Origin of the sequence: Pseudomonas sp. ICMP 561 (assembly GCF_002699985.1) — a bacterium.
In the GTDB taxonomy this organism is placed as follows: Bacteria; Pseudomonadota; Gammaproteobacteria; order Pseudomonadales; family Pseudomonadaceae; genus Aquipseudomonas; species Aquipseudomonas quasicaspiana.
In genome coordinates, this window is the sequence record NZ_LKBT01000001.1 from 80,525 (window position 1) to 103,640 (window position 23,116).

General features: G+C 57.9%; 13 protein-coding genes. 7 read left to right on the forward strand and 6 right to left on the reverse strand.

Annotated elements, in window-relative coordinates; genetic code table 11:
* Window positions 1-737: 737 nt before the first annotated feature.
* Both AO242_RS00380 and AO242_RS00385 read right to left on the reverse strand, forming a co-directional pair.
* Window positions 738-1,760, reverse strand: a complete 1,023-nt coding sequence (locus AO242_RS00380; RefSeq protein WP_027902297.1) for a transporter — start codon at window positions 1,758-1,760, stop codon at window positions 738-740.
* Between the two features lie 437 nt (window positions 1,761-2,197).
* Entirely contained in the window at window positions 2,198-3,025 is an 828-nt protein-coding gene (locus AO242_RS00385; RefSeq protein ID WP_099267254.1) for an aldo/keto reductase, read from the reverse strand.
* 366 nt (window positions 3,026-3,391) lie between these two features.
* Here AO242_RS00385 and AO242_RS00390 point away from each other — a divergent pair, with 366 nt between their 5' ends.
* Complete coding sequence (locus AO242_RS00390; RefSeq protein ID WP_027901408.1) at window positions 3,392-5,008, forward strand: inorganic phosphate transporter; 1,617 nt, start codon at window positions 3,392-3,394, stop codon at window positions 5,006-5,008.
* Here AO242_RS00390 and AO242_RS00395 read toward each other — a convergent pair.
* Window positions 4,996-5,901, reverse strand: a complete 906-nt coding sequence (locus AO242_RS00395) for a LysR family transcriptional regulator (protein ID WP_099267255.1) — start codon at window positions 5,899-5,901, stop codon at window positions 4,996-4,998. The two genes, AO242_RS00390 and AO242_RS00395, sit on opposite strands and share 13 nt — an antisense overlap.
* A gap of 314 nt (window positions 5,902-6,215) precedes the next feature.
* Between AO242_RS00395 and AO242_RS00405 the strand changes: the two genes are divergently transcribed.
* Window positions 6,216-7,415, forward strand: a complete 1,200-nt coding sequence (locus tag AO242_RS00405; protein WP_099267508.1) for an MFS transporter — start codon at window positions 6,216-6,218, stop codon at window positions 7,413-7,415.
* Here AO242_RS00405 and egtB read toward each other — a convergent pair.
* Both egtB and AO242_RS00415 read right to left on the reverse strand, forming a co-directional pair.
* A complete protein-coding gene (gene egtB / locus AO242_RS00410; RefSeq protein WP_099267256.1) occupies window positions 7,412-9,562 on the reverse strand; it encodes an ergothioneine biosynthesis protein EgtB in 2,151 nt (716 codons plus the stop codon). The genes AO242_RS00405 and egtB overlap by 4 nt on opposite strands.
* A 94-nt stretch (window positions 9,563-9,656) precedes the next feature.
* A complete protein-coding gene (locus tag AO242_RS00415; RefSeq protein WP_099267257.1) occupies window positions 9,657-10,025 on the reverse strand; it encodes a DUF427 domain-containing protein in 369 nt (122 codons plus the stop codon).
* Between the two features lie 286 nt (window positions 10,026-10,311).
* On the opposite strand from AO242_RS00415, the gene AO242_RS00420 reads away from it, so the two are divergent.
* The 5 genes from AO242_RS00420 to AO242_RS00440 all read left to right on the forward strand — a co-directional run bounded on the left by AO242_RS00420 (window position 10,312) and on the right by AO242_RS00440 (window position 17,756).
* Complete coding sequence (locus tag AO242_RS00420; RefSeq protein WP_099267258.1) at window positions 10,312-11,487, forward strand: XdhC family protein; 1,176 nt, start codon at window positions 10,312-10,314, stop codon at window positions 11,485-11,487.
* Between the two features lie 233 nt (window positions 11,488-11,720).
* Window positions 11,721-13,400: an MFS transporter gene (locus AO242_RS00425; RefSeq protein WP_099267259.1), complete on the forward strand. Its 1,680-nt coding sequence runs from the start codon at window positions 11,721-11,723 to the stop codon at window positions 13,398-13,400.
* Window positions 13,397-14,587 (forward strand): HlyD family secretion protein, encoded by a 1,191-nt coding sequence (locus tag AO242_RS00430; protein WP_099267260.1) that lies wholly within the window; start codon window positions 13,397-13,399, stop codon window positions 14,585-14,587. Before AO242_RS00425 ends, AO242_RS00430 begins: the two co-directional genes overlap by 4 nt.
* 925 nt (window positions 14,588-15,512) lie before the next feature.
* Window positions 15,513-16,601, forward strand: coding sequence for an enoyl-CoA hydratase/isomerase family protein (locus tag AO242_RS00435; RefSeq protein WP_099267261.1), 1,089 nt, complete (start codon window positions 15,513-15,515; stop codon window positions 16,599-16,601).
* Window positions 16,602-16,604: 3 nt separating this feature from the next.
* The gene (locus tag AO242_RS00440) at window positions 16,605-17,756 is read left to right on the forward strand and encodes an acyl-CoA dehydrogenase family protein (RefSeq protein ID WP_099267262.1); all 1,152 of its coding nucleotides are present in this window, start codon (window positions 16,605-16,607) and stop codon (window positions 17,754-17,756) included.
* A gap of 125 nt (window positions 17,757-17,881) precedes the next feature.
* Here the strand turns inward: AO242_RS00440 and AO242_RS00445 are convergent, their stop codons facing one another.
* Entirely contained in the window at window positions 17,882-23,050 is a 5,169-nt protein-coding gene (locus AO242_RS00445) for a dermonecrotic toxin domain-containing protein (protein WP_099267263.1), read from the reverse strand.
* Between the last annotated feature and the right edge of the window lie 66 nt (window positions 23,051-23,116).

A 23,116-nucleotide genomic window follows, 5' to 3' on the forward strand; every position in this document is an offset into this window, starting at 1 on the left:
CTCACTTTTGATAGATCCGGAAGCCGGCCCAGACAAAAGTAAGCAAAACGCTCTTGCCCCACCACTCGGTCCCTCGCCTAGGCTCGGGATGCCCGCCCGCAGATCTGAAACCGTGGGCCGCCGCAATGGGCCATCCATGGCCCGGTGCGGCTAACCCGGCGTCCTGCCGGGTTACCCACGGTTTCAGATCTACGTTCGGCCAGCGTGGTTTGACGGGGCGCCTAAAGTCAAAAGCAGATCAAAAGCAAAGCGAATACGGCGGGATCGCCTCGGCCCGGTAGGAGCGAACTTGTTCGCGAGACGTCACCACAGCCAACGAATACATCGTCTGACACACCGCTTCGCAGCCTTCGGCAGCTCCTACAAAACAGCGGTAAATTCACACATCAGGACGGCTGTCAGGCCGCCGTGCTTTTGATTTTGACCTTAAGCGCCCCGTTAAACCACGACGGCCGGAATTCGATATTGCTGTGTGGGGGCTCTTGTTAACGGAAGGGGCGGCAGGGATGCCGGTTTAGCCGCCTCAGGCCATGGATGGCCGGTGGCGGCGGCCCCACGCAGCAATGTCGGATTACGGGCATGCCGAGCGACAGCGAGGCACCTAGTGGTGGGGCAAGAGCCTTTTTGCTTACTTTTGGGCTTCAAAAGTGAGGCGCTGTAAAAGCGCAACCAATATCCGCCATTACCCCAATAACGGATATGTACTCAAAACACCTAACGCGCGAGAGCGCACAAACCTACCCCTGATCCCGATTCTTGCGAAACGCCCACCGCCCCGCAATCACCGTAAACGTCGCCACCAACGCCACCAACACCCAAAAACCCTCAGGATCGCTCGCCAGCGGAATACCGCCCACGTTCATCCCGAAGAACCCCGCAACGATGTTGATTGGCAGCGCCAGCACAGTCACCACCGTCAGCGTAAACAGCGTGCGGCTGCTCTGCTCGTTGAGGTTCGCGGCGATCTCCTCCTGCAGCAACTTGATGCGCTCACCCAACGCCACCAGATCGCTGATCACCAGCGCCGACTCCTCCGTCGACTGCCGCAACTCCTTCACGTCGGCTTCCAGCAACCAGTCAGGCGGGCGATGCAGCAAACGCATCAGCGAGCCGGGCTCCAGCGCCAATAGTCGTTGCAGGCGTACCAATACCCGCCGCATCGCCCCCAACTCCGAACGGTTATTGCTCAGGCGCTGCGACAGCAATTGGTCTTCGATCTTGTCCACACTCAGGCTGGTCTTGCGCAGAAACTGCGTCAGTACTTCGCCCTGATCGCGCAACAGATGCACCAGCAACTCCAGCGGCGAACGAAACCGCTCACCGCGTTTGACCGAAGAACGCAGCTTGTCCACAGAACGCAACGGATGCAGCCGGGCCGTGATCAGGAGGTTGTGATGGGTGCAGACCCACAAGGTGGAGATGTCAGTCGACAACATGTTGAAGTCGAAGACCACGTCGTTGACCACCGCCAGCAGCGCGGAGTCCACATGCTCGATACGAGTCGAGCGTGACCCTTCGTGCAAGGCTTCGAAGAATTCCTCTGGCAGACGCAGGTTGGTCTTCATCCAGCGTTCACACGCCGCGTGGGCCAGATTGAGGTGCAGCCAGATAAATTCATCACCGCTGTCGCTGGAGTGCAGACACTGCAAAGCAGCGGCGGAGCCAATTTCCCGGCCGCTTTCACCGGGTTTGAAACTGAAACCGTAAAGCAGGCCGAACAGATCTGAATCCTGGTGGTTCTGCACGATGCTTTGGTTCATGAATGCTCGCTGGCCGTTATGCGCCGGGTCCGTGGCAAAAGGACGAAGTGCGCATCATGACAAGCCGTTATTGCAGTTTTGTTGCACTCTCGATTCCACCAGTGGGATCGGATTCATCCTGGAAGTCGGCATTCCTGACGATAAAGAAGCGGTGGATGTACCGGCCCTTCGCGAATGAATTCGCTCCTACAGGTTTTCGATCTCCTCAGGTCCCGCGCGATCCTGTGGGACCGGATTCATCCTGGAAGTCAGCATTCCTGACGATAAAGAAGCGGTGGATGTACCGCCCCCTTCGCGAATGAATTCGCTCCTACCGGTAATCTCGCCAAGACGTAGAGCCCGGTAGGACCGAATTTATTCGGGATGGCGATATTCCTGAAGATACAAATGCATCGCCTGTATCGACCCCTTCCCGACTGAAGCCGGTCCCACGAACGTCAAACCATCGCCAACGGCATTTTGCGGCTTGGCACTGGCCAGGCTCTGTCGATGTCCGCGAGGTCTTGTGCAGTGAGGGCCAGCTCGGCCGCTGCCGCGTTGAGCTCGATGTGTTTCGGTGTGACCGCTTTAGGAATGGCGATCATGTTGCTCTGACGCAATACCCACGCGAGGCTGATCTGCGCCGGAGTCGCGTTGTGCCGTGCAGCGATTTCGTGCAGCGCCGGGTGATGCAGCAGGTTACCGGCCTGGCCCTGACCAATCGGGCAATACGCCATGGTCGGCAAATTGTTGGCTTCTGCCCAAGGCAACAGATCGAACTCGATGGCACGGTCTTCCGGGTTGTACAGAACCTGGTTGGTGGCGCAGGCCGGGTTATTCAGTTCCAGCAGGTCTGGTACGTCGAAGTTCGACACACCCCAGCGACCGATTTTGCCTTCTTCACGCAATCGCTCGAAGGCTTCAACGGTTTCTTCCAGCGGATAGGAACCCGGCCAGTGCAGCAAATAGAGATCGATGTAGTCGGTTTTCATCCGCTTGAGGCTGCGTTCGCAGGCGGCGGGGATGCCCGAGCGGCTGGCGTTGTGCGGGTAAACCTTGCTGACCACGAACACGCGATCGCGCTGCCCGGCGATGGCCTCACCGACGATTTGTTCGGCGATGCCGTCGGCATACATTTCAGCGGTGTCGATCAGGTTCAAGCCCAACTCGATGCCCTGACACAGTGCGCGGATCTCGGCCGAGCGCATGTCCTGACGCTCGCCCATGTGCCAGGTGCCCTGGCCGATAACCGGAACCTGTTTGCCCGCTAATTCAAGAGTGCGCATGGGAAAAGCCTGCAAGTCAGTTAAATGATGAGGAATGAGGCAGTGGAACGGGGAAAGGGTTCAGTGCGATGAGCAAAAACCGGGCTTGAGGGGCATCCAAGCTCTGTTGACTTGAAATGCCACCCTATGTGGGAGCGGTGCTTGCCCGCGATAAGGCTGGACGCGGTTCACTTTAGATCGCGTCCAGCCTTATCGCGGGCAAGCACCGCTCCCACAGGGAATCTCATTTCAATCCAGATGATCGGGTCAAAAAATGCCAATCATCCGAAACCGCCGACTAATTCAGGGATCATTGACCTGTGTAGCATCTCGGTAACATTTTGTAATGAGTATGGGCAGATCCATTCTTCAACAGGATCAAGCACCATGGCAACCAGCACGTTAGCCCCGGATTCCTTTGAACAGGCCCGAGACTCAAAGCCTCAACTGCACCGCAAGCCCAGCACGCTGACGATGGTGGTTTTCTTCGCCATTCTTGCCACGGGCTTATTGTTCACCGCCTATAGCTTGAAGCAAGACGTAGATGACCTGGGCACCGTGGTGACCACCTGGACGCCATTTCTGTTGTTGGGCGTGGCGTTGCTGATTGCGCTGGGTTTCGAGTTCGTCAACGGCTTCCATGACACCGCCAACGCGGTTGCTACAGTGATCTACACCCACTCGCTGCCGCCGGGCTTCGCAGTGGCGTGGTCCGGGTTGTTCAACTTTCTCGGCGTGCTGTTTTCCAGCGGTGCAGTGGCGTTCGCCATCATCGCCTTGCTGCCGGTCGAGCTGATTTTGCAGGTGGGCTCAGGCGCCGGTTTTGCGATGATCTTTGCCTTGTTGATCGCCGCGATCATCTGGAACCTGGGCACGTGGTGGCTGGGTCTGCCCGCCTCCTCTTCGCACACCCTGATCGGCTCGATCATCGGTGTGGGGGTTGCCAATGCCTTGATGCATGGCCGCGATGGCACCAGCGGCGTCGACTGGTCTCAGGCGACCAAAATCGGCTACTCGTTGCTGCTATCTCCCTTGGTCGGGTTCGTTTTTGCCGCGCTGTTACTGCTGGCAATGCGCATGTTCATCAAGAACCGCGCGCTCTATAAAGCGCCTGAAGGCAATACTCCACCGCCATGGTGGATTCGCGGCATGCTGATCGTGACGTGCACCGGCGTGTCGTTCGCCCACGGTTCCAATGACGGACAGAAAGGCATGGGCCTGATCATGCTGATTCTGGTCGGCACCTTGCCAATGGCCTACGCGCTGAACCGCACCATGCCCGCCGATCAGTCCATCCAGTTTGCTGCCGTTGCCGAAGTTACCCAGCAGGCACTTACTCGCGCAGCCCCACTGCCCGCTCCCGCTGATCCACGGCAGACGCTATCGCAGTATCTGGTCAGTAAACAGGAAACCCCTGAGCTGATTCCGGCCCTGGCGGTGATGGCGGGCAAGATCGGCATTCAGGTCAAAGGCTACGGTTCACTGTCGAAGGTCCCCGCCGAAGCGGTGGCCAACGTGCGTAACGACATGTACCTGACGTCGGAAACCATCCGCGTGATGGAGAAAAACAAAGTCGGCAATTTCGACGCGGATACGCAGGACAAGCTCAAGCTGTTCAAGGACCAGATCGACAGCGCAACGCGCTTTATTCCGACCTGGGTCAAGATCGCCGTAGCCATCGCTTTGGGTCTCGGCACTCTGGTGGGTTGGCGGCGCATCGTGATCACCGTCGGCGAGAAGATTGGCAAGACCCACATGACCTACGCTCAGGGCGCTTCGGCGGAAGTGGTCGCGATGCTGACCATCGGTGCCGCCGACATGTACGGCCTGCCGGTGTCGACTACCCATGTGTTGTCATCAGGCGTGGCCGGCTCCATGGTCGCCAACGGCTCCGGCCTGCAATTGCGAACGTTGCGTAATCTGGCCCTTGCCTGGGTGCTGACCCTGCCTGCCGCGATCCTGCTCTCGGGGTCGTTGTACTGGGTGTTCACTCAGATCTTTTGATAGCCGCCTGCTGGCAATAAGTGCTCCTTGAGAAAGTCGATCAAGGCACGCAATTTCGGGGATGCATGCTGGCTCACGGGCCAGAGCATCCAGAGGGTGCCGTGGCTGAGGGTGAAATCTTCGAGCACGACCTGCAACTCACCACGCTGTAACGCCTCATTGACGACGAAATCCGCCAGGTAGGCGATGCCCATTCCCTGCTTGCACAGGTGGTACAGGGAATGGGTGGTGGTGCAGGTCGCGGCTTTTTTCAAGTTCGGGACAGGCAAACCGTCGACACTGCGCAACGGCCAGGGCTCAATCTTGCCGGTGGCGGGAAACTTGTGCAGCAGGCCGACATGCCCGGCCAGATCGCCAGGCGTCAAGGGCACGCCATAGCGTTGCAGGTAATCCGGGGACGCAACCAGCATCAGACGGAAGTCACCAAGATGCCGCGACGCCAGTCGTGAGTCCTGTAGCGTGCCGGTGCGAACCACCGCATCGAAGCCCTCCTCGATGATGTCCACCATGCGATCCGACAGGTCGATGTCCAGCTCGATGTCCGGATAGCGGCGCATGAAAGCGGTCAATACCGGCATCATCAAACCATCCTGCAGCGGCACGCTGATATGCAGTTTGCCTCTGGGCTCGGCAGTGAAATGCGACAGCTCAAGCTCCGCAGCTTCGACCTCCCCCAGTATTCGCCGACACCGCTCAAGAAACAGTGTGCCCTCGGCTGTCAGGGTGATGCTGCGCGTGCTGCGATGAAACAAGCGAACCCCAAGGCGCTGCTCCAACCGAGCAATGCTCTTGCCGACCGCCGAGGAAGAAACCTCCAGCGTACGCGCCGCCGCAGTGAAGCTGCGCGTTTGTGCGACCTGCACGAAAATTCCGATGCCACTGAGACTGTCCACGTTAACGTCTCCATAGGCGACCGGATCTGTTGGAGCGAGGCTTGCCCGCGAAGAACGATAACGCGGTGGGTCTGATCCACCGAGTCGGCTGATTCGCGGGCAAGCCTCGCTACAACAGAATCAACATATTGCCGCTAGACAGCGAGGAGCCATGGACCCTGGGGATGATCTCCTGCGCAGGAGATACGCCTCAACGCCCCTATCCTCGCCTGTTAATTACGGACAAATTTGTCCGCTATATGCGGAACCTTAGCCTGTTTTTCCGCCAGCCACAGCCCATTAATCTGGCCCTCTTTTGAACAGGGCTCATGGCTATGACTGACAACACGCTGAACCTTATTGATAAATCAGACGTAGAAAGGCTGCCGTGGACGGCGTTGCTGGCCTTGGCCATGGCGGGATTTCTGACCATTCTCACCGAGGCGCTGCCCGCAGGATTGCTGCCCTTGATGAGCGCAGACCTAAAGGTGTCACCCACCCTGGTGGGGCAACTGATAACGGTGTATGCGGTGGGTTCGCTGCTGGCGGCCATTCCGCTGACGGCCCTGACCCGCAATTGGCGGCGCAGGCCATTGCTGTTGATTGCCATCGGCGGTTTTGCCGTGGTCAACAGCATCACCGCGCTCTCCGATGACTATGGCGTAACGCTGGTCTCGCGATTCTTTGCCGGAGTTTTTGCTGGCTTGCTTTGGTCCCTGCTGGCCGGTTACGCCAGCCGTCTGGTGCCTGAACATTTACGTGGTCGCGCCATTGCGGTGGCCATGGTGGGAACGCCGCTGGCACTGTCCATCGGCATTCCGGCCGGAACGCTGCTGGGTTCAGTCATTGGCTGGCGCTGGGCTTTCGGGATCATGAGCCTGTTGAGTCTGGGCCTGGTGATCTGGGCACGTCTGAGCCTGGCGGATTTTCCCGGTCAGACCCAACAACAGCGCCTGTCGATCCGCCAGGTGTTCGTGCTGCCAGGCATCCGCCCGGTGCTGCTGACCACCCTGATGTTCGTACTGGCCCATAACGTTCTTTATACCTACATCGCACCGCTGCTGGAGCCTGCCGGTCTGTCCGAGCAGATCGACCGGGTATTGCTGGCTTTTGGCGTCGCGGCGCTGGGAGGGATCTGGCTGGTGGGCGTGCTGATTGATCGCTGGCTGCGTGAGCTGGTGCTGATCAGCATCGCGCTGTTCCTGCTCACCGCCTTCGCCTGGGCGCTTAATGGTGAAAGCAGTCAACTGATTTATCTGTATGTGATCATTTGGGGGCTGGCATTCGGGGGCGCAGCCACGCTGTTCCAGACCGCGTCAGCAATCACCGGCGGTGCCGCCGCCGATGTCAGCCAATCGATGATCGTCACTGTGTGGAATCTGGGTATTGCCGGAGGCGGACTGGCAGGTGGTTTGCTACTGCAAAGCTTCGGTGTGCAGTCCTTCAACTGGCTGGTTTGCCTGCTACTGATCGGCGCACTGGTCGTCAGCGCCAGCGCGAATCGCGCTGGCTTTCCTTCTTCCAGACAGACTTAGGCACGCAGGGTGAACAACGCCACTTCAGGAGCAGCGCTGACCCAATGCTGACTCACCGACCAACCCGCAGCCGTGGCCAGTGCGGTGAACGACTCAATGGTGAACTTGTGAGAGTTCTCCGTGTGCAGCCGCTCACCCACGCCGAAGTGGAAAGTATGCCCCGCCACCGAAGCCACTTGCTCCACACGGCTGACCAGATGCATTTCCATGCGCTGGTCCTCATCGTTCCACAGCGCGAGATGCTCGAACTCGTCGACGTTGAAGGTGCCATCCAGTTCGCGGTTGATCCGGGTCAGCAGATTCTTGTTGAAGCGTGCGGTGACCCCTTCGGCATCGTCGTAAGCAGCAACCAGCGTATCCGGATCTTTGACCAGATCCACGCCGACGATGAAGTGCGCGTTTTCACCCAACAAGCTGTGGGCGGAACGCAGAAACTTCACCGCCTGCTCAGGAGTAAAGTTGCCAATGGTAGAGCCGGGGAAAAAACCGACCCGAGGCAAACCATCAGCCGCCCTTGGGAGCTTCAGAGCCCGGGTGAAATCGTCGACCTGCGGCGCTACCGTCAGATGCGGGTATTTGTTGCTTAGTTGATGAGCGGCCCGATTCAAGGCATTGGCGCTGATATCAATAGGCACGTACACGGCGATCTGCGGCGCAGCGTCCAGCAACAAACAGGTTTTGTCACTGGCACCACTGCCAAATTCCACCAGAGCAGCACCGTGCGGAATCAGCCCGGCCATTTGTACAGCAACATCGGTCAGCAGCCGGGTTTCGGCGCGGGTCGGATAGTATTCCGGCGTCTTGCAAATGGCTTCGAACAGTTGCGAGCCAGCTGCGTCGTAGAAGTACTTCGGTGAAAGGTTTTTCACTGGCGAGGACAACCCACCAATCACATCACGGGCGAACTCACTGTCGTGAGGGTTAACCACTCCCGGCTGACGGCTGTCCCTGGCCAGACGCAGACCGGAAACCACCCAGCGTTTCTCCGGATGGAAAAAGTTTCGATACGTCGCTCGGGAATGGCTCGGCGACGTCACGCTTGCCCCGCCGCGCAATACCATCTGGTTGATCATGAACTTGCCGTTGTATTCGCCCACCGCACTGGCTGCCGGACGAAATCCCGGATACGCGCTGTAAGAGCTTTGGGTCCACTGCCAGGCGACGTCATCCACCTGCTCCAGCAGACCGGCAACCACTGCCGCCTCCCATTCAGCTTCAGTAGGCAATCGCGCATCGGCCCACTGCGCGAAGGCTGCAGCTTCGTAGTAACTGATGTGAGTGACAGGTGCGTCCGGGTCAATCGGTTCAAGGCCGCGCAAGGTCATGCAGCGCCAGCCGTGGGTTTCGTCGTGCTGCCAGTACATCGGCGCGTTCCAGGCATTTTCCTGAACGATGCTCCAGCCTTCGGAAAGCCAAAGCCCTGCCTGACTGTAGCCACCCGCATCGATAAACTTCAGCCACTCGCCGTTGGTGACCAGCCGATCACTGATCTCGAAAGACTGTAAGTACGTGGTGTGGCGTGGACCTTCGTTATCGAATGCGAAGTCGGTGCCTTTATGGCCGATTTCGGTCAGTCCACCCTTGAGCGGTTTGTAGCGGCCCCGCCGACCAGCCACATCCTTGGGCCAGGCCGGGTCGTAAGCCGGCTTGAGGGACGACGTACTGAACAGATGGAGGATGTCCATCAGCAGCAATTCCTGATGCTGCTCCTCATGGGCCAGGCCCAGTTCGATAAGGCTGCTCAAGTCGTCGGGTAGCGTATTTTGCAGCAGACGTGCCATGTGCTGGTCGACATGTTCACGATAGGCCATGACCTGATCGACTCCTGGACGAGTCATCAAGCCGCGCTGTGGACGTGGATGGCGCGGGCCGACGGCCTCGTAATAGGAATTGAAGAGGTAACCGAACGCCGGGTCGAAAGGCTCGTAGCCCGGCACGTTTTCGCTGAGCAGGAATGTCTCGAAGAACCAGGTCGTGTGCGCGATATGCCATTTTGCCGGGCTGGCATCAGGCATGGACTGGACCACCATGTCTTCGGCGCTCAACGGTGCGGCCAGGCTTTGGGTTCGACTGCGCACGTTCTGGTAGCGCTTGAGCAATTCGTTGGCAGCAGCAGTCTGGCGAGGCTCGCGTGAGGGGCTGATCATCAGTGTGAATCTCCGGCGTTGCCGCGACCTGTTTGTTCAGGCAATGCGGCGTCGAGCGTTTCATTTATCAGCCAACCGGTGCAGAAACACCGCTTCAGTCATGTGGTATCTGCGTCACGAACGTCACCCGTTCGGGGTAAAACGCTACGTGATCTCTGAGCTTCGCCACGGCACGGTACGGATGTTCATAGGTCCAGACCGCGTTCGGGATGCGTAGCCCATGGATATCCAGGCTGAAATAATTAGCGTCGCCTTTATAAGGGCAGTGGGTTTGATGTTCGGTCCTGACGTAATGTTCAATCCGTATATCCGAACGGGGTATGTATATAACCGGCGGGTATTTGGCTTCTTCGAGCAACAGCGCGTGATCGCTGCGGGCGAGCAGCGTTTCTTTGAAAATCACGCTGACCGAGCCTTTGCAAGAAGTGATGGAAATGGGGTGGTTGTAGTCGGGGGTTTTCATGGCGCAGACCCTTTGACAGACAGCATTGATTTTTATTTATGGCATACCTCTTTGGAATCTACGCATTCCCGTAGGACCGGCTTCAGCCGGGAGGGTGCCAGTACATCCAAAGCATTCCCCTGTTCAGAACCGACGCCCTCCCGGCTAAAGCCGGTCCTACGGGATCACGCCGTAAACAGTGTAGCCACCCTCAAACAACACGCTTATACCATCGCAAACTGAACGTTTTCGGCAACCCTGCATCCGAACACTCTATGCTGTGCACACAGATTTCCGAGGTTTTGTAATGAATGATTTATCCCGCCTGCTCGAGGCTTTGTCCCTTGCTCATACTGACGGGCAGGACGCGGTCATGGCGACGGTGGTCAAAGTCGAGGGTTCGGCCTATCGGCGTCCCGGCGCGCGGATGGTGATTCCACAACTTGGAAACGCCACTGGTACGGTCAGCGGCGGGTGCCTGGAAAGCGATGTGAGCAAGAAAGCCTGGTGGCTGACCGCCGCAGGTAAACCAGTGCTGCGCACTTACAGCACCGGCGAGGACGACGATGAACTGGAAGACGCTGAACTGAGCTTCGGGCTGGGCTGTAACGGTACGGTGCATATTCTCTTCGAGCGAGTCAGTGCGCAGAATCCATCACTGGCAATCAAAGTGTTGAAACAGGTGCAAATCACCTCGCGCCCTGCTGCCCTGGCGACAGTGATCAGTTCCGAAAATGAACACCATGCTGCAGTGGGTGAGCGGGTTGCACTATGGGCCGACGGCAAGCATGAGCAGGAAATGCACGACCGACTGCTCAGTCAGAGCATCGCCGCCGACCTGCAAACCGTACTGACTGCAGAGAAGTCAGCCATTCGAAACTACGAGGGTCACTCCGGATCGATTCAGGTGCTTCTGGAATTTATTCCGGCACCACGTCGGCTGGTGATCTTTGGGGCCGGGCACGATGCCGTGCCGCTGGTGAACATGGCGCACCTGCAAGGCTGGCACACAACGGTGATCGACGCCCGAACACACTTTGCCCGCCCCGAGCGCTTCCCCGAGGCCGATCAAGTCAGCGCCCTGCCCTTGCAGCCTTTCGCAGGCATGCAGGCGCTGGTCGATGACGCTGCGGTGGTAGTCATGACCCACAGCTACACTCAGGATCGTCACTGGCTCAGTCAGGTACTGACGCTGAATCCGCGCTACATCGGCCAGCTTGGCCCGCGCAGCAGGACAGAGCGATTGCTGGACGAAATGAGCAGCGAAATGCGTCAACTGCCAGCCTTTGCAGCGCTGCATTACCCGGTAGGTCTGGACTTGGGCGGCGATACCCCTGCAAGCGTTGCGCTGTCTATCCTGGCGGAGATCAATGCGGTGCTCAATCAGCGTAGCGGCGGCATGCTCAAGCATCGCGAAGCGAGCATTCATGCCGCGGATGTGATGATGGCGGGTGAGATGGGACTGCTCAAGAGTGGGTCTTAGGTATTTTCTGACCTGCTGACATGTACAAAACCTGTAGGCCCCCCCTGTGTCCCTGAAACAGCGTTGTCGCGCAGCAAAGATTGGACTTGTAGGAGCGCGCTTGCCCGCGATGGCGTCAGGTCAGTCGATGAATGTATCGCCAGTGCTGACGCCATCGCGGGCAAGCGCGCTCCTACAGGTCCTGTGCAACACTTCAAACATCAAACACAGTTGCCACAAGGCAGTACCCACGCATGAGCAGTAAGTACACCCAACGCGACTGGGCTCCCCATGAACGGCCGACCATGCCCGGCTCGCCGTCGACGCCGCTGCACTCAACGCCCAAGCGCTGGGCTTACGCGCTGGTTGGGGTCATCGTTGCGCTGACCGGCGGCCTGGGTAATGCACTGGTGGTTGCCAACCTGCCCTATTTGCAAGGTTCACTGGGCGCGACCACCGCTGAAGTCGCCTGGCTCCCCGCGGCCTACGTCATGACCAACGTCTCAATGAATCTGGTGCTGGTGAAGTTTCGCCAGCAGTTCGGCCTGCGGACCTTCACCGAGTTATTTCTGGTGCTCTACGCACTGGTGACCTTCGCTCACCTGTTCGTCAACGACCTGAATTCGGCCATCGCCGTGCGTGCGGCTCATGGGATGGTGGGCGCGGCACTGTCGACGCTGGGCCTGTATTACATGATCCAGGCCTTCCCGCAGAAGTGGCGCTTGAAAGCATTGGTGCTCGGGCTGGGCACCGCGCAACTGGCCATTCCCATGGCTCGGCTAGTGTCCGAGGATTTGTTGCAAATCGCCGAATGGCGTGGCCTTTACCTGTTCGAGCTAGGCATGGCACTGCTGTCGCTAGGCTGCGTGCTGTTGCTCAAGTTACCTCCGGGAGATCGCTTCAAGGCATTCGAAAAACTCGACTTCCTGACGTTTGGCCTGCTTTCCACCGGCTTCGCCCTGCTCTGCGCCGTGCTTTCCCTGGGCCGTATCGAATGGTGGCTGGAGAAAACCTGGATCGGTCTGGCATCTGCCGCATCCATCGCGCTGATCTGCGCCGGTCTGGCCATCGAACATAACCGCAAAAACCCACTGCTGATCACTCGCTGGCTGGGCAGTGGTGCGATCTGGCGCCTGGGGCTGGCGGTCATCCTGTTCAGAGTCGTACTGTCGGAGCAATCCATCGGCGCAGTGGGGTTTCTGCAAACCCTGAACATGGGCTCCGAACAACTGCATTCACTGTACGCCGTGATGTTACTGGGCAGCGTGGCGGGTCTGGCGGTCAGCGCGTGGACGATCAACCCGCAGCATTTGATCAAACCGTTGTTGATTTCTTTGGCGATGATTGCCATTGGCGCCTGGATGGACAGCGGCTCGACCAATGTCACCCGGCAATCGAACATGTACCTGAGCCAGTTTCTGCTGGCCTTCGGCGGCACATTCTTTCTGGGTCCGACGCTGGTCATGGGCATCAGCAGCGTGATCGCCAACCCGCGCAACATGGTCAGTTTTTCCGTACTGTTCGGGATCACCCAGAACCTGGGCGGGCTGATCGGCTCGGCGGTGTTCGGCACGTTTCAGGTGGTGCGGGAGAAATTTCACTCAAGCGTGCTGGTCGAACACCTCACCTTGATCAACCCTCAGGTTCAGGCCCGCCTGCAAAGCTCCAGCGCGAGCTACGCTTCAGCCATTGCGGATCCATCGACGCGGACCAGTCTGGGCATCCGCGCCATCGCCAACACAGCCACCCGGGAGGCCAATATCCTGGCCTACAACGATGTATTCATGCTGATCGCGCTGGTTGCCGTCCTGACCATGGTCTGGATTTCGATTCGCGTGACCTGGCTGAGAATGACCACAAAACCGCTTGAGGCGACAACGCCTGCAGCGGCGAACTCTACTTCCGTTAACTCCAGCGGCGCTCAACCTTCATGAATGACACAACCAAGCCCCCTGCATCGACCGACGCAGGCTCTGATCAGACACCGGAACAACCCGCATCATCAGGCCCGCCACCGCCTCCGGCAGCTGCACCCGCCAGCAGCGAACCGCGCTCTTCACGCACGCGGATCATTTCCTCGGTGATTTTCGCCAGCATTGCGCTGATCGGCATTCTGATCGTGCTCTATGCCTGGCAATTGCCACCGTTCAGCAGCCCTGTCGAAAGTACTGAAAACGCATTGGTCAGGGGCCAGACCACGATCATCAGTCCGCAATTGAGCGGCTATGTCTTCGAGGTGCCGGTACAGGACTTCCAGTTCGTCAAGGCAGGCGACCTACTGGTGCGACTGGATGACCGGATCTACCGTCAGCATCTGGATCAATCGCTGGCACAACTGGGCATTCAGAAAGCTTCACTGGCCAACAACCTGCAACAGCGACGCAGTGCCGAAGCGACCATTGCGCAGCGCAAGGCAGCCCTGGAAAACAGCATCGCTCAGGGTCGCAAGGCGGCGGCCGACCTGCGTCGAAATCAGGCGCTGGTCACCGATGGTTCGGTCTCAAAAAGTGAGCTGGACGTCAGCCGCGCCGCCGATGCACAAGCCAACGCCGCCATCGCTGAAGCCCGTGCTGCGCTAGACATTGCCAAGGAGGATCTGCAAACCGTGATCATCAATCGCGGCTCGCTGGAAGCTTCGGTGGCCAATGCTGAAGCGGCTATCGAGCTGGCGCACATTGACCTGAGCAATACCCGGATTCTGGCCCCGCGTGACGGTCAGTTGGGGCAGATTGGCGTGCGCCTCGGTGCCTATGTGAATTCCGGCGCGCAGTTGATGGCGCTGGTACCCGACCGGCTTTGGGTCATCGCCAATATGAAAGAAACGCAGATGGTGAATGTGCGCCTGGGTCAGCCGGTCACGTTTACTGTTGACGCGCTGGGCCATGAAAAGATGCACGGGCGCGTGCAGCGGATTTCGCCTGCGACGGGTTCGGAGTTCAGTTTGCTGCCGGCGGATAACGCTACCGGCAACTTTGTGAAGATCTCTCAGCGGATTCCGGTGCGGATCATTGTCGAGCCCAATCAGCCGTTGGCGAAACGTTTGCGACCGGGGATGTCGGTGGTGGTCAGTATTGATACCAGTCAGGACGGCGAGGTGCCGGCGGATCCGGGGGGTGAGTGAGGGGGCTCATCGTTTTGTGCCGCTGTTCTAGTGTACATATCCGTTTTAGCGGTAACGGCTGATATTGGTTGCGCTTTTACAGCGCGCCACTTTTGGTTCCGGAAGCCGGCCCAGCCAAAAGTAACCAAAAGGCTTTTACCCCACCACTTGGCACCTCGCTTAGGCTCGGTGTACCCGCCCGCAGATCCTGAACCGTGGGCCGCCGCAATGGGCCATCCATGGCCCGGTGCGGCTAACCCGGCATCCTTGCCGGGTTGCCCACGCTTCAGAATCTGCGTTCGGCCATCGTGGTTAACGGGGCGCCTCAGATCAACATCAAAAGCTCGGCGGCCTGACAGCCGACCTGTTTTCTTGGGTTTGCCGACATTCTGTAGGAGCTGCCGAAGGCTGCGAGGCGGTGTGTCAGGCGATGCCTGTTTTGGCTGTGCCGACGTCTCGCGAACAAGTTCGCTCCTACCGGGGTGTTACCGCTATATCGCTTTGCTTTTGATCTGCTTTTGATTTTGATCTTAAGCGCCCCGTTAAACCACGCCGGCCGTAATTCGACATTGCTGCGTGGGGCAAACCGGCAGGGATGCCGGTTTAGCCGCCTCAGGCCATGGATGGCCGGTGGCGGCGGCCCCACGCAACAATGTCGGATTACGGGTATGCCGAGCGACAGCGAGGCACCCAGTGGTGGGGCAAGAGCGTTTTGCTTACTTTTGCGCTGTTCAAAAGTGAGGCGCTGTAAAAGCGCAACCAATACCAGCCATCACCACAGAAACGGATATGTACCCAAGAACAACCACAGCAGATACCACCGCACCCTGCAAGAACGCCCTAGGACTATGCACCTTTACCGGCTGTCTTTTGCAAATTTGCACTGTTAGCATCGCAACTGTCATCTCTCGCAGCCTATAAAACAAAAACGAACAGGGAGTTTGTAATGACTGCATCTGCTTCAACTGCCCTCAAGACGCTCACCGACAACAGCATTCTGGCCGAAGTGCGTAATCACATCGGCCACCTGACACTCAATCGCCCGGCAGACCTGAACGCCATTGACCTGAGCATGGTGCGCAGTCTTCAAGCGCAACTGGACGCCTGGGCCCGGGACGACTCGGTGTACGCCGTAGTCCTGCGAGGTGCCGGAGACAAGGCATTTTGCGCCGGTGGCGATATTCGCTCGCTTTACGACAGCTTCAAAAACGGCGAAACCCTGCATCAGACTTTCTTTGCCGAAGAATATGCCCTTGACCTGACTATTCACCGTTACCGCAAGCCAATTGTCGCGCTCATGGACGGTTATGTTCTGGGCGGCGGCATGGGGCTTGTGCAAGGCGCAGACTTGCGGGTGGTCACCGAGCGCAGCCGCCTGGCCATGCCGGAAGTGGCCATCGGGTACTTCCCGGATGTGGGCGGCAGTTACTTCCTGCCAAGAATTCCCGGCGAACTGGGCATTTATCTGGGGGTGACCGGTACGCAGATCGGCGCAGCAGACGCGTTGTACTGCGGACTCGCCGACTGGTACCTGCACAGCGATGCGCTCGCAGAGCTGGATCGAAAGCTCGACCGCCTGCAATGGCGCAATCAGCCGCTGAAGGATCTGCAAGGGGCGCTGGCGAAAGTCGCCAGTCAGCGCTTGCCTGATCCTCCGCTGGAAAAACTGCGATCCGCCATCGACCATTACTTCGCACAGCCGGACATCACAAACATCATCGAGCAGCTGCGTGAAGTGACTGTTCTCGACACCCATGCCTGGGCCCTGAACACCGCAACGCTGATGGACAGCCGCTCGCCCCTAGCCATGGCCGTGACCCTGGAAATGCTCCGGCGCGGGCGTCATCTGTCGCTGGAGGAATGCTTCGCGATGGAGCTGCATCTGGATCAACAATGGTTTGAGCGCGGCGACCTGATCGAAGGTGTACGCGCGCTGATCATCGATAAAGACAAGAAGCCGCAATGGAATCCGCCCACCGTTAAAGCGTTAAGCGCCGAGCGTGTGCAAGGTTTTTTCAGCGGCCATGGAGATTGAGTCATGCACGATATCGAGCTCACCGAAGAACAAGTGATGATCCGCGACATGGCACGTGATTTCGCCCGCAACGAAATCGCACCGCATGCACAAGCCTGGGAGAAAGCAGGCTGGATCGATGACGCGCTGGTCAGCAAGATGGGCGACCTGGGTTTGCTGGGCATGATAGTGCCCGAGGAATGGGGCGGCACTTATATCGACTACGTGGCCTATGCCCTGGCGGTCGAGGAGATTTCTGCTGCGGATGCCGCCACCGGCACCCTGATGAGCGTGCACAGTTCAGTGGGTTGCGGCCCGATTCTGAATTACGGCAGCCAGGAGCAGAAGCAAACCTGGCTGGCCGACCTGGCAACTGGACGCGCCATTGGCTGTTTCTGCCTGACCGAACCCCATGCCGGTTCCGAAGCCCATAACTTACGCACCCGCGCCGTGCTGCAAGGGGATGAATGGGTGATCAGCGGCGCCAAGCAGTTTGTCAGCAATGGCAAGCGGGCGCAGTTGGCGATCGTGTTTGCCGTCACCGACCCGGAATTGGGCAAAAAAGGACTGTCAGCGTTTCTGGTGCCCACCGACAACCCCGGTTACGTAGTGGATCGCTCTGAACACAAGATGGGTATACGCGCATCCGACACCTGTGCCGTCACTCTGAACAACTGCCGCATACCCGCAGCCAGTCTGCTTGGCGAGCGTGGCAAAGGTCTGGCCATTGCCCTCTCCAATCTGGAAGGTGGGCGAATCGGCATTGCCGCTCAAGCGCTTGGCATCGCCCGCGCCGCGTTTGAAGCGGCGTTGACCTACGCACGGGAACGGGTGCAGTTCGACAAACCAATCATTGAGCATCAGAGCATCTCCAATCTGCTTGCCGACATGCACACCCGCATTAACGCAACACGCTTGCTGGTTCTGCATGCCGCAAGATTGCGCAGTGCGGGCCAACCCTGCTTGTCAGAAGCGTCACAAGCCAAGCTGTTCGCTTCAGAGATGGCCGAATCGGTCTGTTCCAAAGCGATCCAGATTCATGGCGGCTACGGCTATCTGGAGGACTACCCGGTCGAGCGCTATTACCGGGATGCCCGCATCACGCAGATCTACGAAGGTTCGAGCGAGATACAGCGGCTGTTGATTGCAAGGGAACTAAAGCATTACTTGATTTGATACTGCGGCGGGGGACCGACTTTAGCCGGGAGGGCTATATTTCTGACAATCAATTTTTTGGTGACTATCAGGACCTCTTCCCGGCTAAAGCCGGTCCCACCCCATCATCAGGTTAAGTCACCGAGTCAAAACCGTTCACGCCCCAGCAGTGTCACCAGCAAGGCCACGGAATCGGCATTGGCCATTATCACCTCGGCGCGTATCAGCGCATCGTCAAGGAATATGTCTCGTGCAGCGTCAAGGTTGGGGGCGTCAGTCAATTTCAGCACCTTTGCCTTGGCTCCGCCGTCGGCGGTCTTGAGGTCGCGCCAGACGCCGTTCTTGTCCTCCACTTTGAACAGATCATCTCGAACGGCCAGATGTGAAAGTTTGTTCTGGGCTCTGGTTTGCTCCCTTTTCATACGCACCCGGTACTCGCCCGTATCCTCAAGCAGGTCCAGATACGGCCTCTCTGAGTCCAGGTAGGCGATGTCTTCTGTTTTCCCGGCAATGTGGGAAAGTTCATGAATCAACGCCGTAGCACGAAAATGCGCGCCGACATTAAAGCCACCCAACCTCGACTGCGCTGACTTGAGTCGCGCAAAAGGAGTGGCGAAAAAACGCTCACTTAAAAACACTCGTTTCAGCGGATCATCGGTGTAAGTGAATGCTGTGACATCCCGGGACTCGAGCTTGTTGGTACCTACTACATATCGTTGCGATGAATGCGGGGAAAGCGTGGGGTCAAGCAGAAGTCGATAAATATCAGAGATTGCCAGTTTCACCGGAACGACCAGCGAGTTACTTAAAGCCCTCACCCCGAAGAAATCCTTGAATATGCGCTCGACACGAGGGTCAAGGAAACGACTGGGGGAACGTAACGTCAGGTTATCAAGGGCGTTCCTCAGATAGACCCTGGCCTGCCGATGGGCTTCAACCAATTGTGTAGACTTCAGCGGATACAGGCGCTGAATCTCGCCCACCCCTCGAGCTTCTACTACAAAAACGTCTTCGACGTTGTAGTCAATGACATTGGTCTTGAGTCGAGTCAGCGCACCGCCGTTAAGCCGTCTGCCAATGCCCGTTCCAAACCCCCACTGTTGCTGGCCATCAAGCGTAATCCGCGGCCCCTCTTTTTCGTCTGCAATGACGTGCCAGCCGTCGGCTTCGCTTCTGACCTGATAAACGTTGCCTGAGACTGCGGCGTATTGCTTGCCGGTGAGAGGGTTTCTGAAAATATGCAGTGCATTGTCTTTCTCCAGCTGACTCAGAGAAACATCATGCACCTCAAACTGTCGCAAAAGGACTTCCAGATCCAGTTGCATTTGTGGGTCGTTCCACTGGTGTTCGGACCAATCATCGGGATCGCTGTCATTCTCCTGAAGTTGCGCCGAGCCTTCATTCAGTTGTTGGCCGGTGGTAATCAGCACAAGCAAAGCCGCTGCAAATTCAGCAATGGCCTCGCCCCACTGTTTATCCTTGGCCGAGTCCAGGGATGAATGTAATAGGTCCTTCGCCTGCCATAAACTCACCAGCCCACCGGCCCTGCCGGGCAAGAACGTCAAGGACTGCTCGACACCCAACAACATCAAGTGTTTCCACTGCGCGCGGTCTTCCTCAGCGGTGCTTATGCTGTTTCTTCGGGCGATCAGCAGCATCACCTGCTGCGCAGCCCGAAACAGGCTTAACAGGAAGTTTTCCTGAACAACCTCCGCCTTCAGTTGCACAGGCCCCGGCAGGGATTCGCCCAGATCGGAAAAACCACCCGAGGCCCAGGAAAGGTGAGGTGTCAGAAATCCCCCTCGCGCATAGACGAAATGCACGCTCGGATCCAGACGCTCGATCACCAACGCCTGCAACTCGGTACTGGTCTGCAGTTCGGAGAGAAAATCCGCCTGACTGGCGTATTCCTTGAAGGTGTAATCCACGCTGGCAACAACATGCAGAATCCATGGCCCGGCATCCTGACCTTGTGGGCCGATCAGATAGATCCCGGTAGCGACATCCGGGAGATAGCCTGGGGCAGGCACCAATTGCAACGGGCTGAAGATGATGCTCCGCCCGTCTATGGGGAGCCGGGCGAAGCCATCCGGCATATTGATGAGATTCTCGACGAAGCTATAAGCGGTATTCGTCAGTTTGCCCTGAAGCCTCAGCTGGAAAGCCATGAGCAACAGTGCACATGGGGCCTGCTCGATAAACTGGCCCAACCGCTCGAGGTAGTCCGGAGACGTTTCGCTGAATTTGCCCTTCAGGTATTGCTGATAACTGCTACCAACATCAAGAGTTCGAGCCAGATTGCGCACATAGAGCGCATCCAGCGACGCAGGCAGCGATGTCGTACTGCTGGTCGAAACACTCAAAGAGGCGTCCTGAAACCTGGAAAAGCGATTTATGGCGAAGTCAGACAGGGATTCGCTCACCCTGCTGGTTGCTGCCGGGATCGAAGACGGTATCTGTCCCGTGCCCCCTGGCGCGGGTGTGTAATGTGTAAGCGTGATCAATATCTGCTCTGGATCGAGCTGTACGGCGGGGAAATCCGTTTGCAAGCGCAGGCGCACCTGCTCAACCGTGTATTGATCCAGTGATGCAAGAGAGACAACCCGTTGTCGCGAAGTGTAGAGCTGCCAGAAACGGATCATAAGCCCCCTGAACGCTGACAAATCGCGCTCGGAAGCCTTCCTCAACCAGTCTGGCAGCCCCCCTTTCAACAAGGTGTACTCAAGCCGACTCGCCAATGTATCAATAACGGTCCTTGTCTTGTCATCCGACGCCACAGGGATCAGCATCCTTTTCAACAGTATGGCATCAGCCTGCCATTGAACTGCCGTGCGGTAGGCATCTTCAATCCCCAGACACTGCCTGCTCAGCTCATCCTCGACCAGACGCCCGATGAAGTCCTCGTCGACCCTGGCCAGGTTGATGGTGAGGGTTGGCGTAGGGCTGCGGCTGAAAAACGCCCGAAGCCTGGGTTTGTCGGATTCGGCTATCAGGTCAAACCATCTATCCCGGGATCCGGGATACGCAAGCCTGGCATTGAGATCGATCTGTAGAGCAGTGATGCTTTCGAATTCTCTGAGACCCAGGATCGCAGAACACAGCAGGGGTTTGCCATCGCCATTCAGGGGCTGCTGGAGGACGAACACATTGGTGAGTTGCAAGGGTGGCTGATTACTGTCGTAGATCAGGTAAGGAATGGACACTTCGACAGCCTCGAAACCAAAGCGCTCACGAAGCTTGAACAGGGGTCGGTCCAGTACTTGCTCAAGCATATCCAGCCCGCTTTTACTCACCTCGCTCGATGTGCGGTGCATGCTCAAAGCAAGTCTGATCAGCCCTTCCTGAATCAGACGCGAGGCATTGGCCGAAATCACGGTGGAACCACGTACCCGCAAGTGCGCACCATAAAATGCCCTGACCTGATCCAGGTACTCCTTGGCAAAGCTCTGCCGGGCAAGATCCATTACGTGATTGAGCAACTCCGGCGTCAGCCATGACAGATGCATGGCGTAAGCGGAATCAGGTGGATCGACATAAACCTTGCAACCTTCAGGCAACGTTGCCTCGCGATGCCCGGTGACGCGATCCAGAAGCAGCACAGACAAACTCACAACGCTATCGTCGTTATCACGGAACCACATGCGCTGGGCATCCGCTGCGTCACCGCGCAATACCGAAAAATAGCGATTCAGCAGTCTGCGAGCGCACTCAGAAACGGTTGGGTGAGCGTCGAAAATACTGTCGACCCGCGTGCGTGCATCACGAAGATAGGTTGCCCATAGCAGTGGCGCGGCCTCGCTGGCATCCCGGATCTGAATACCCAGCGCAGAGATTCTCGATGGCGAACTGAAACTGGTCCAGAGCTGCTCTGAGCCCGCCAGCGCCTCGCTCCATTTCTTTGTCTCACCAGCAATAACGAGACGTGGGTCAATCAAATAACGGATATCCAGCGCCACCTCGAGGGATACTGATGCTTGAGCTGGAGACTTGAAGGTAGATTTCAGGATACTGGCGAGGTTGCGCTTTTGCAGTGCGATCACTGACTCGGCAAGCCTGATGAGCGGAGCGTTGCTGACCGAGTCCAGCCTCAGATGAACCGCGCCTTGAGCACGCAATAACTTTTCATCATCGAGCGATGTGTAGTCGAATATTTCGGTGCGGCCTTCGATACCGGCGAAGTGCTTAGCCACCGCGTCTACGCTGTTGAACCGTCGCAACCCGCGCTTCGCGCAATACAGGAAGATATCCGACAGCAACTCTGAGGTGAATCCGATCATCACGACGCCCGCCAGCTTGAGCGGTGCCTGATCGCGTATCGCGACCGAAACCCGCGACATTTCCGCGCGGCCTGAAACTCGTCCATCTGCCTGACACAGAGTCTTGAGCACGGCATATTCAGCAGCGGTGACCGTACAACCCTGTCTAGCGGTCAGCAAATGCTGTCGAAAACAATCGATGAAGGCCTGACCGAGCACATCACGGAGGGTCATACCGTCCGCTACCCAAGTACGCCAGTAATCATCCAGAAGGTTTTCATAGACGCCAGCCAGAGAGCCTGAAACGCTGGTGACCGCTCGTTGCCATGAGCTGGCTGCTTCCCCGGTCAGCTCATTGCCTTCAATATCCAGCCATTGCTGTCGGATTCCGCTGATCAAAGGCGTACCACAAAAGCCCCGTATCGCCACATCGACGAGTGTCTGGGTGCCAAGAATGGCCCCTTTTTGTGTGCCGTTCCCGACCTGTCTGATCTGCGCAATATGGGTGAGCACGTTGAGCTTAGAGCCTGTAAAACGTGCGGCAACCTCTCTTTTCAGTGCTTCGCCAATGGCTGTACGCAGTGACGGCAAACGCTGCAGACACCGGGACAGCCGCTCAAGTTGCTGTGCCTGCTGATCGATGATCGAGAGCATGCGGTGCCGGGACACCTCACCTTCGATCTGTTCGTATTCGAATTGTGCCGGGTCGCCACTTCGCAGACCGAACCGCGCCGTTAACCCGGCCACCAGCTCCTGACGAGTGCTGAACCTCTCTAGGCCATTGAGGGGGCTGCACAGATAAACCTCGGGGGCGAGATTCGTGGCGTCGCTGATCAACAATGCGCCCGCCAGCTCAGCGTGTATCAGCCCGTCGTCACCGCGGGACAATCGGTCAACCCGCGGCGCGCCCGTCTGGTCGTCTCCGGGCTGGACGAGTAGCTCAAGCCACCGGGCCTGCTGGTCGGTGATGCGCCCGGCTTCAAGCGCATCGGCGATGTCCAGCGGCAAGCGCGAACTGAGCGACCCGGAATAGAACCAGGGTGAATCTGTAGATGACATGACAAGTTCCTTTTGCAATGAGAACCCACCGCCACACAGGGCGATGGGTTGAAAGAGCAAAGGAGC

Bases quoted from the DNA above. Each gene is read 5' to 3' on its own strand.
- egtB (WP_099267256.1), bottom strand. From the start codon at position 9,562: ATGATCAGCCCCTCACGCGAGCCTCGCCAGACTGCTGCTGCCAACGAA.
- AO242_RS00385 (WP_099267254.1), bottom strand. From the start codon at position 3,025: ATGCGCACTCTTGAATTAGCGGGCAAACAGGTTCCGGTTATCGGCCAG.
- AO242_RS00440 (WP_099267262.1), top strand. From the start codon at position 16,605: ATGCACGATATCGAGCTCACCGAAGAACAAGTGATGATCCGCGACATG.
- AO242_RS00435 (WP_099267261.1), top strand. From the start codon at position 15,513: ATGACTGCATCTGCTTCAACTGCCCTCAAGACGCTCACCGACAACAGC.
- AO242_RS00405 (WP_099267508.1), top strand. From the start codon at position 6,216: ATGACTGACAACACGCTGAACCTTATTGATAAATCAGACGTAGAAAGG.
- AO242_RS00415 (WP_099267257.1), bottom strand. From the start codon at position 10,025: ATGAAAACCCCCGACTACAACCACCCCATTTCCATCACTTCTTGCAAA.
- AO242_RS00380 (WP_027902297.1), bottom strand. From the start codon at position 1,760: ATGAACCAAAGCATCGTGCAGAACCACCAGGATTCAGATCTGTTCGGC.
- AO242_RS00425 (WP_099267259.1), top strand. From the start codon at position 11,721: ATGAGCAGTAAGTACACCCAACGCGACTGGGCTCCCCATGAACGGCCG.
- AO242_RS00430 (WP_099267260.1), top strand. From the start codon at position 13,397: ATGAATGACACAACCAAGCCCCCTGCATCGACCGACGCAGGCTCTGAT.
- AO242_RS00420 (WP_099267258.1), top strand. From the start codon at position 10,312: ATGAATGATTTATCCCGCCTGCTCGAGGCTTTGTCCCTTGCTCATACT.
- AO242_RS00445 (WP_099267263.1), bottom strand. From the start codon at position 23,050: ATGTCATCTACAGATTCACCCTGGTTCTATTCCGGGTCGCTCAGTTCG.
- AO242_RS00390 (WP_027901408.1), top strand. From the start codon at position 3,392: ATGGCAACCAGCACGTTAGCCCCGGATTCCTTTGAACAGGCCCGAGAC.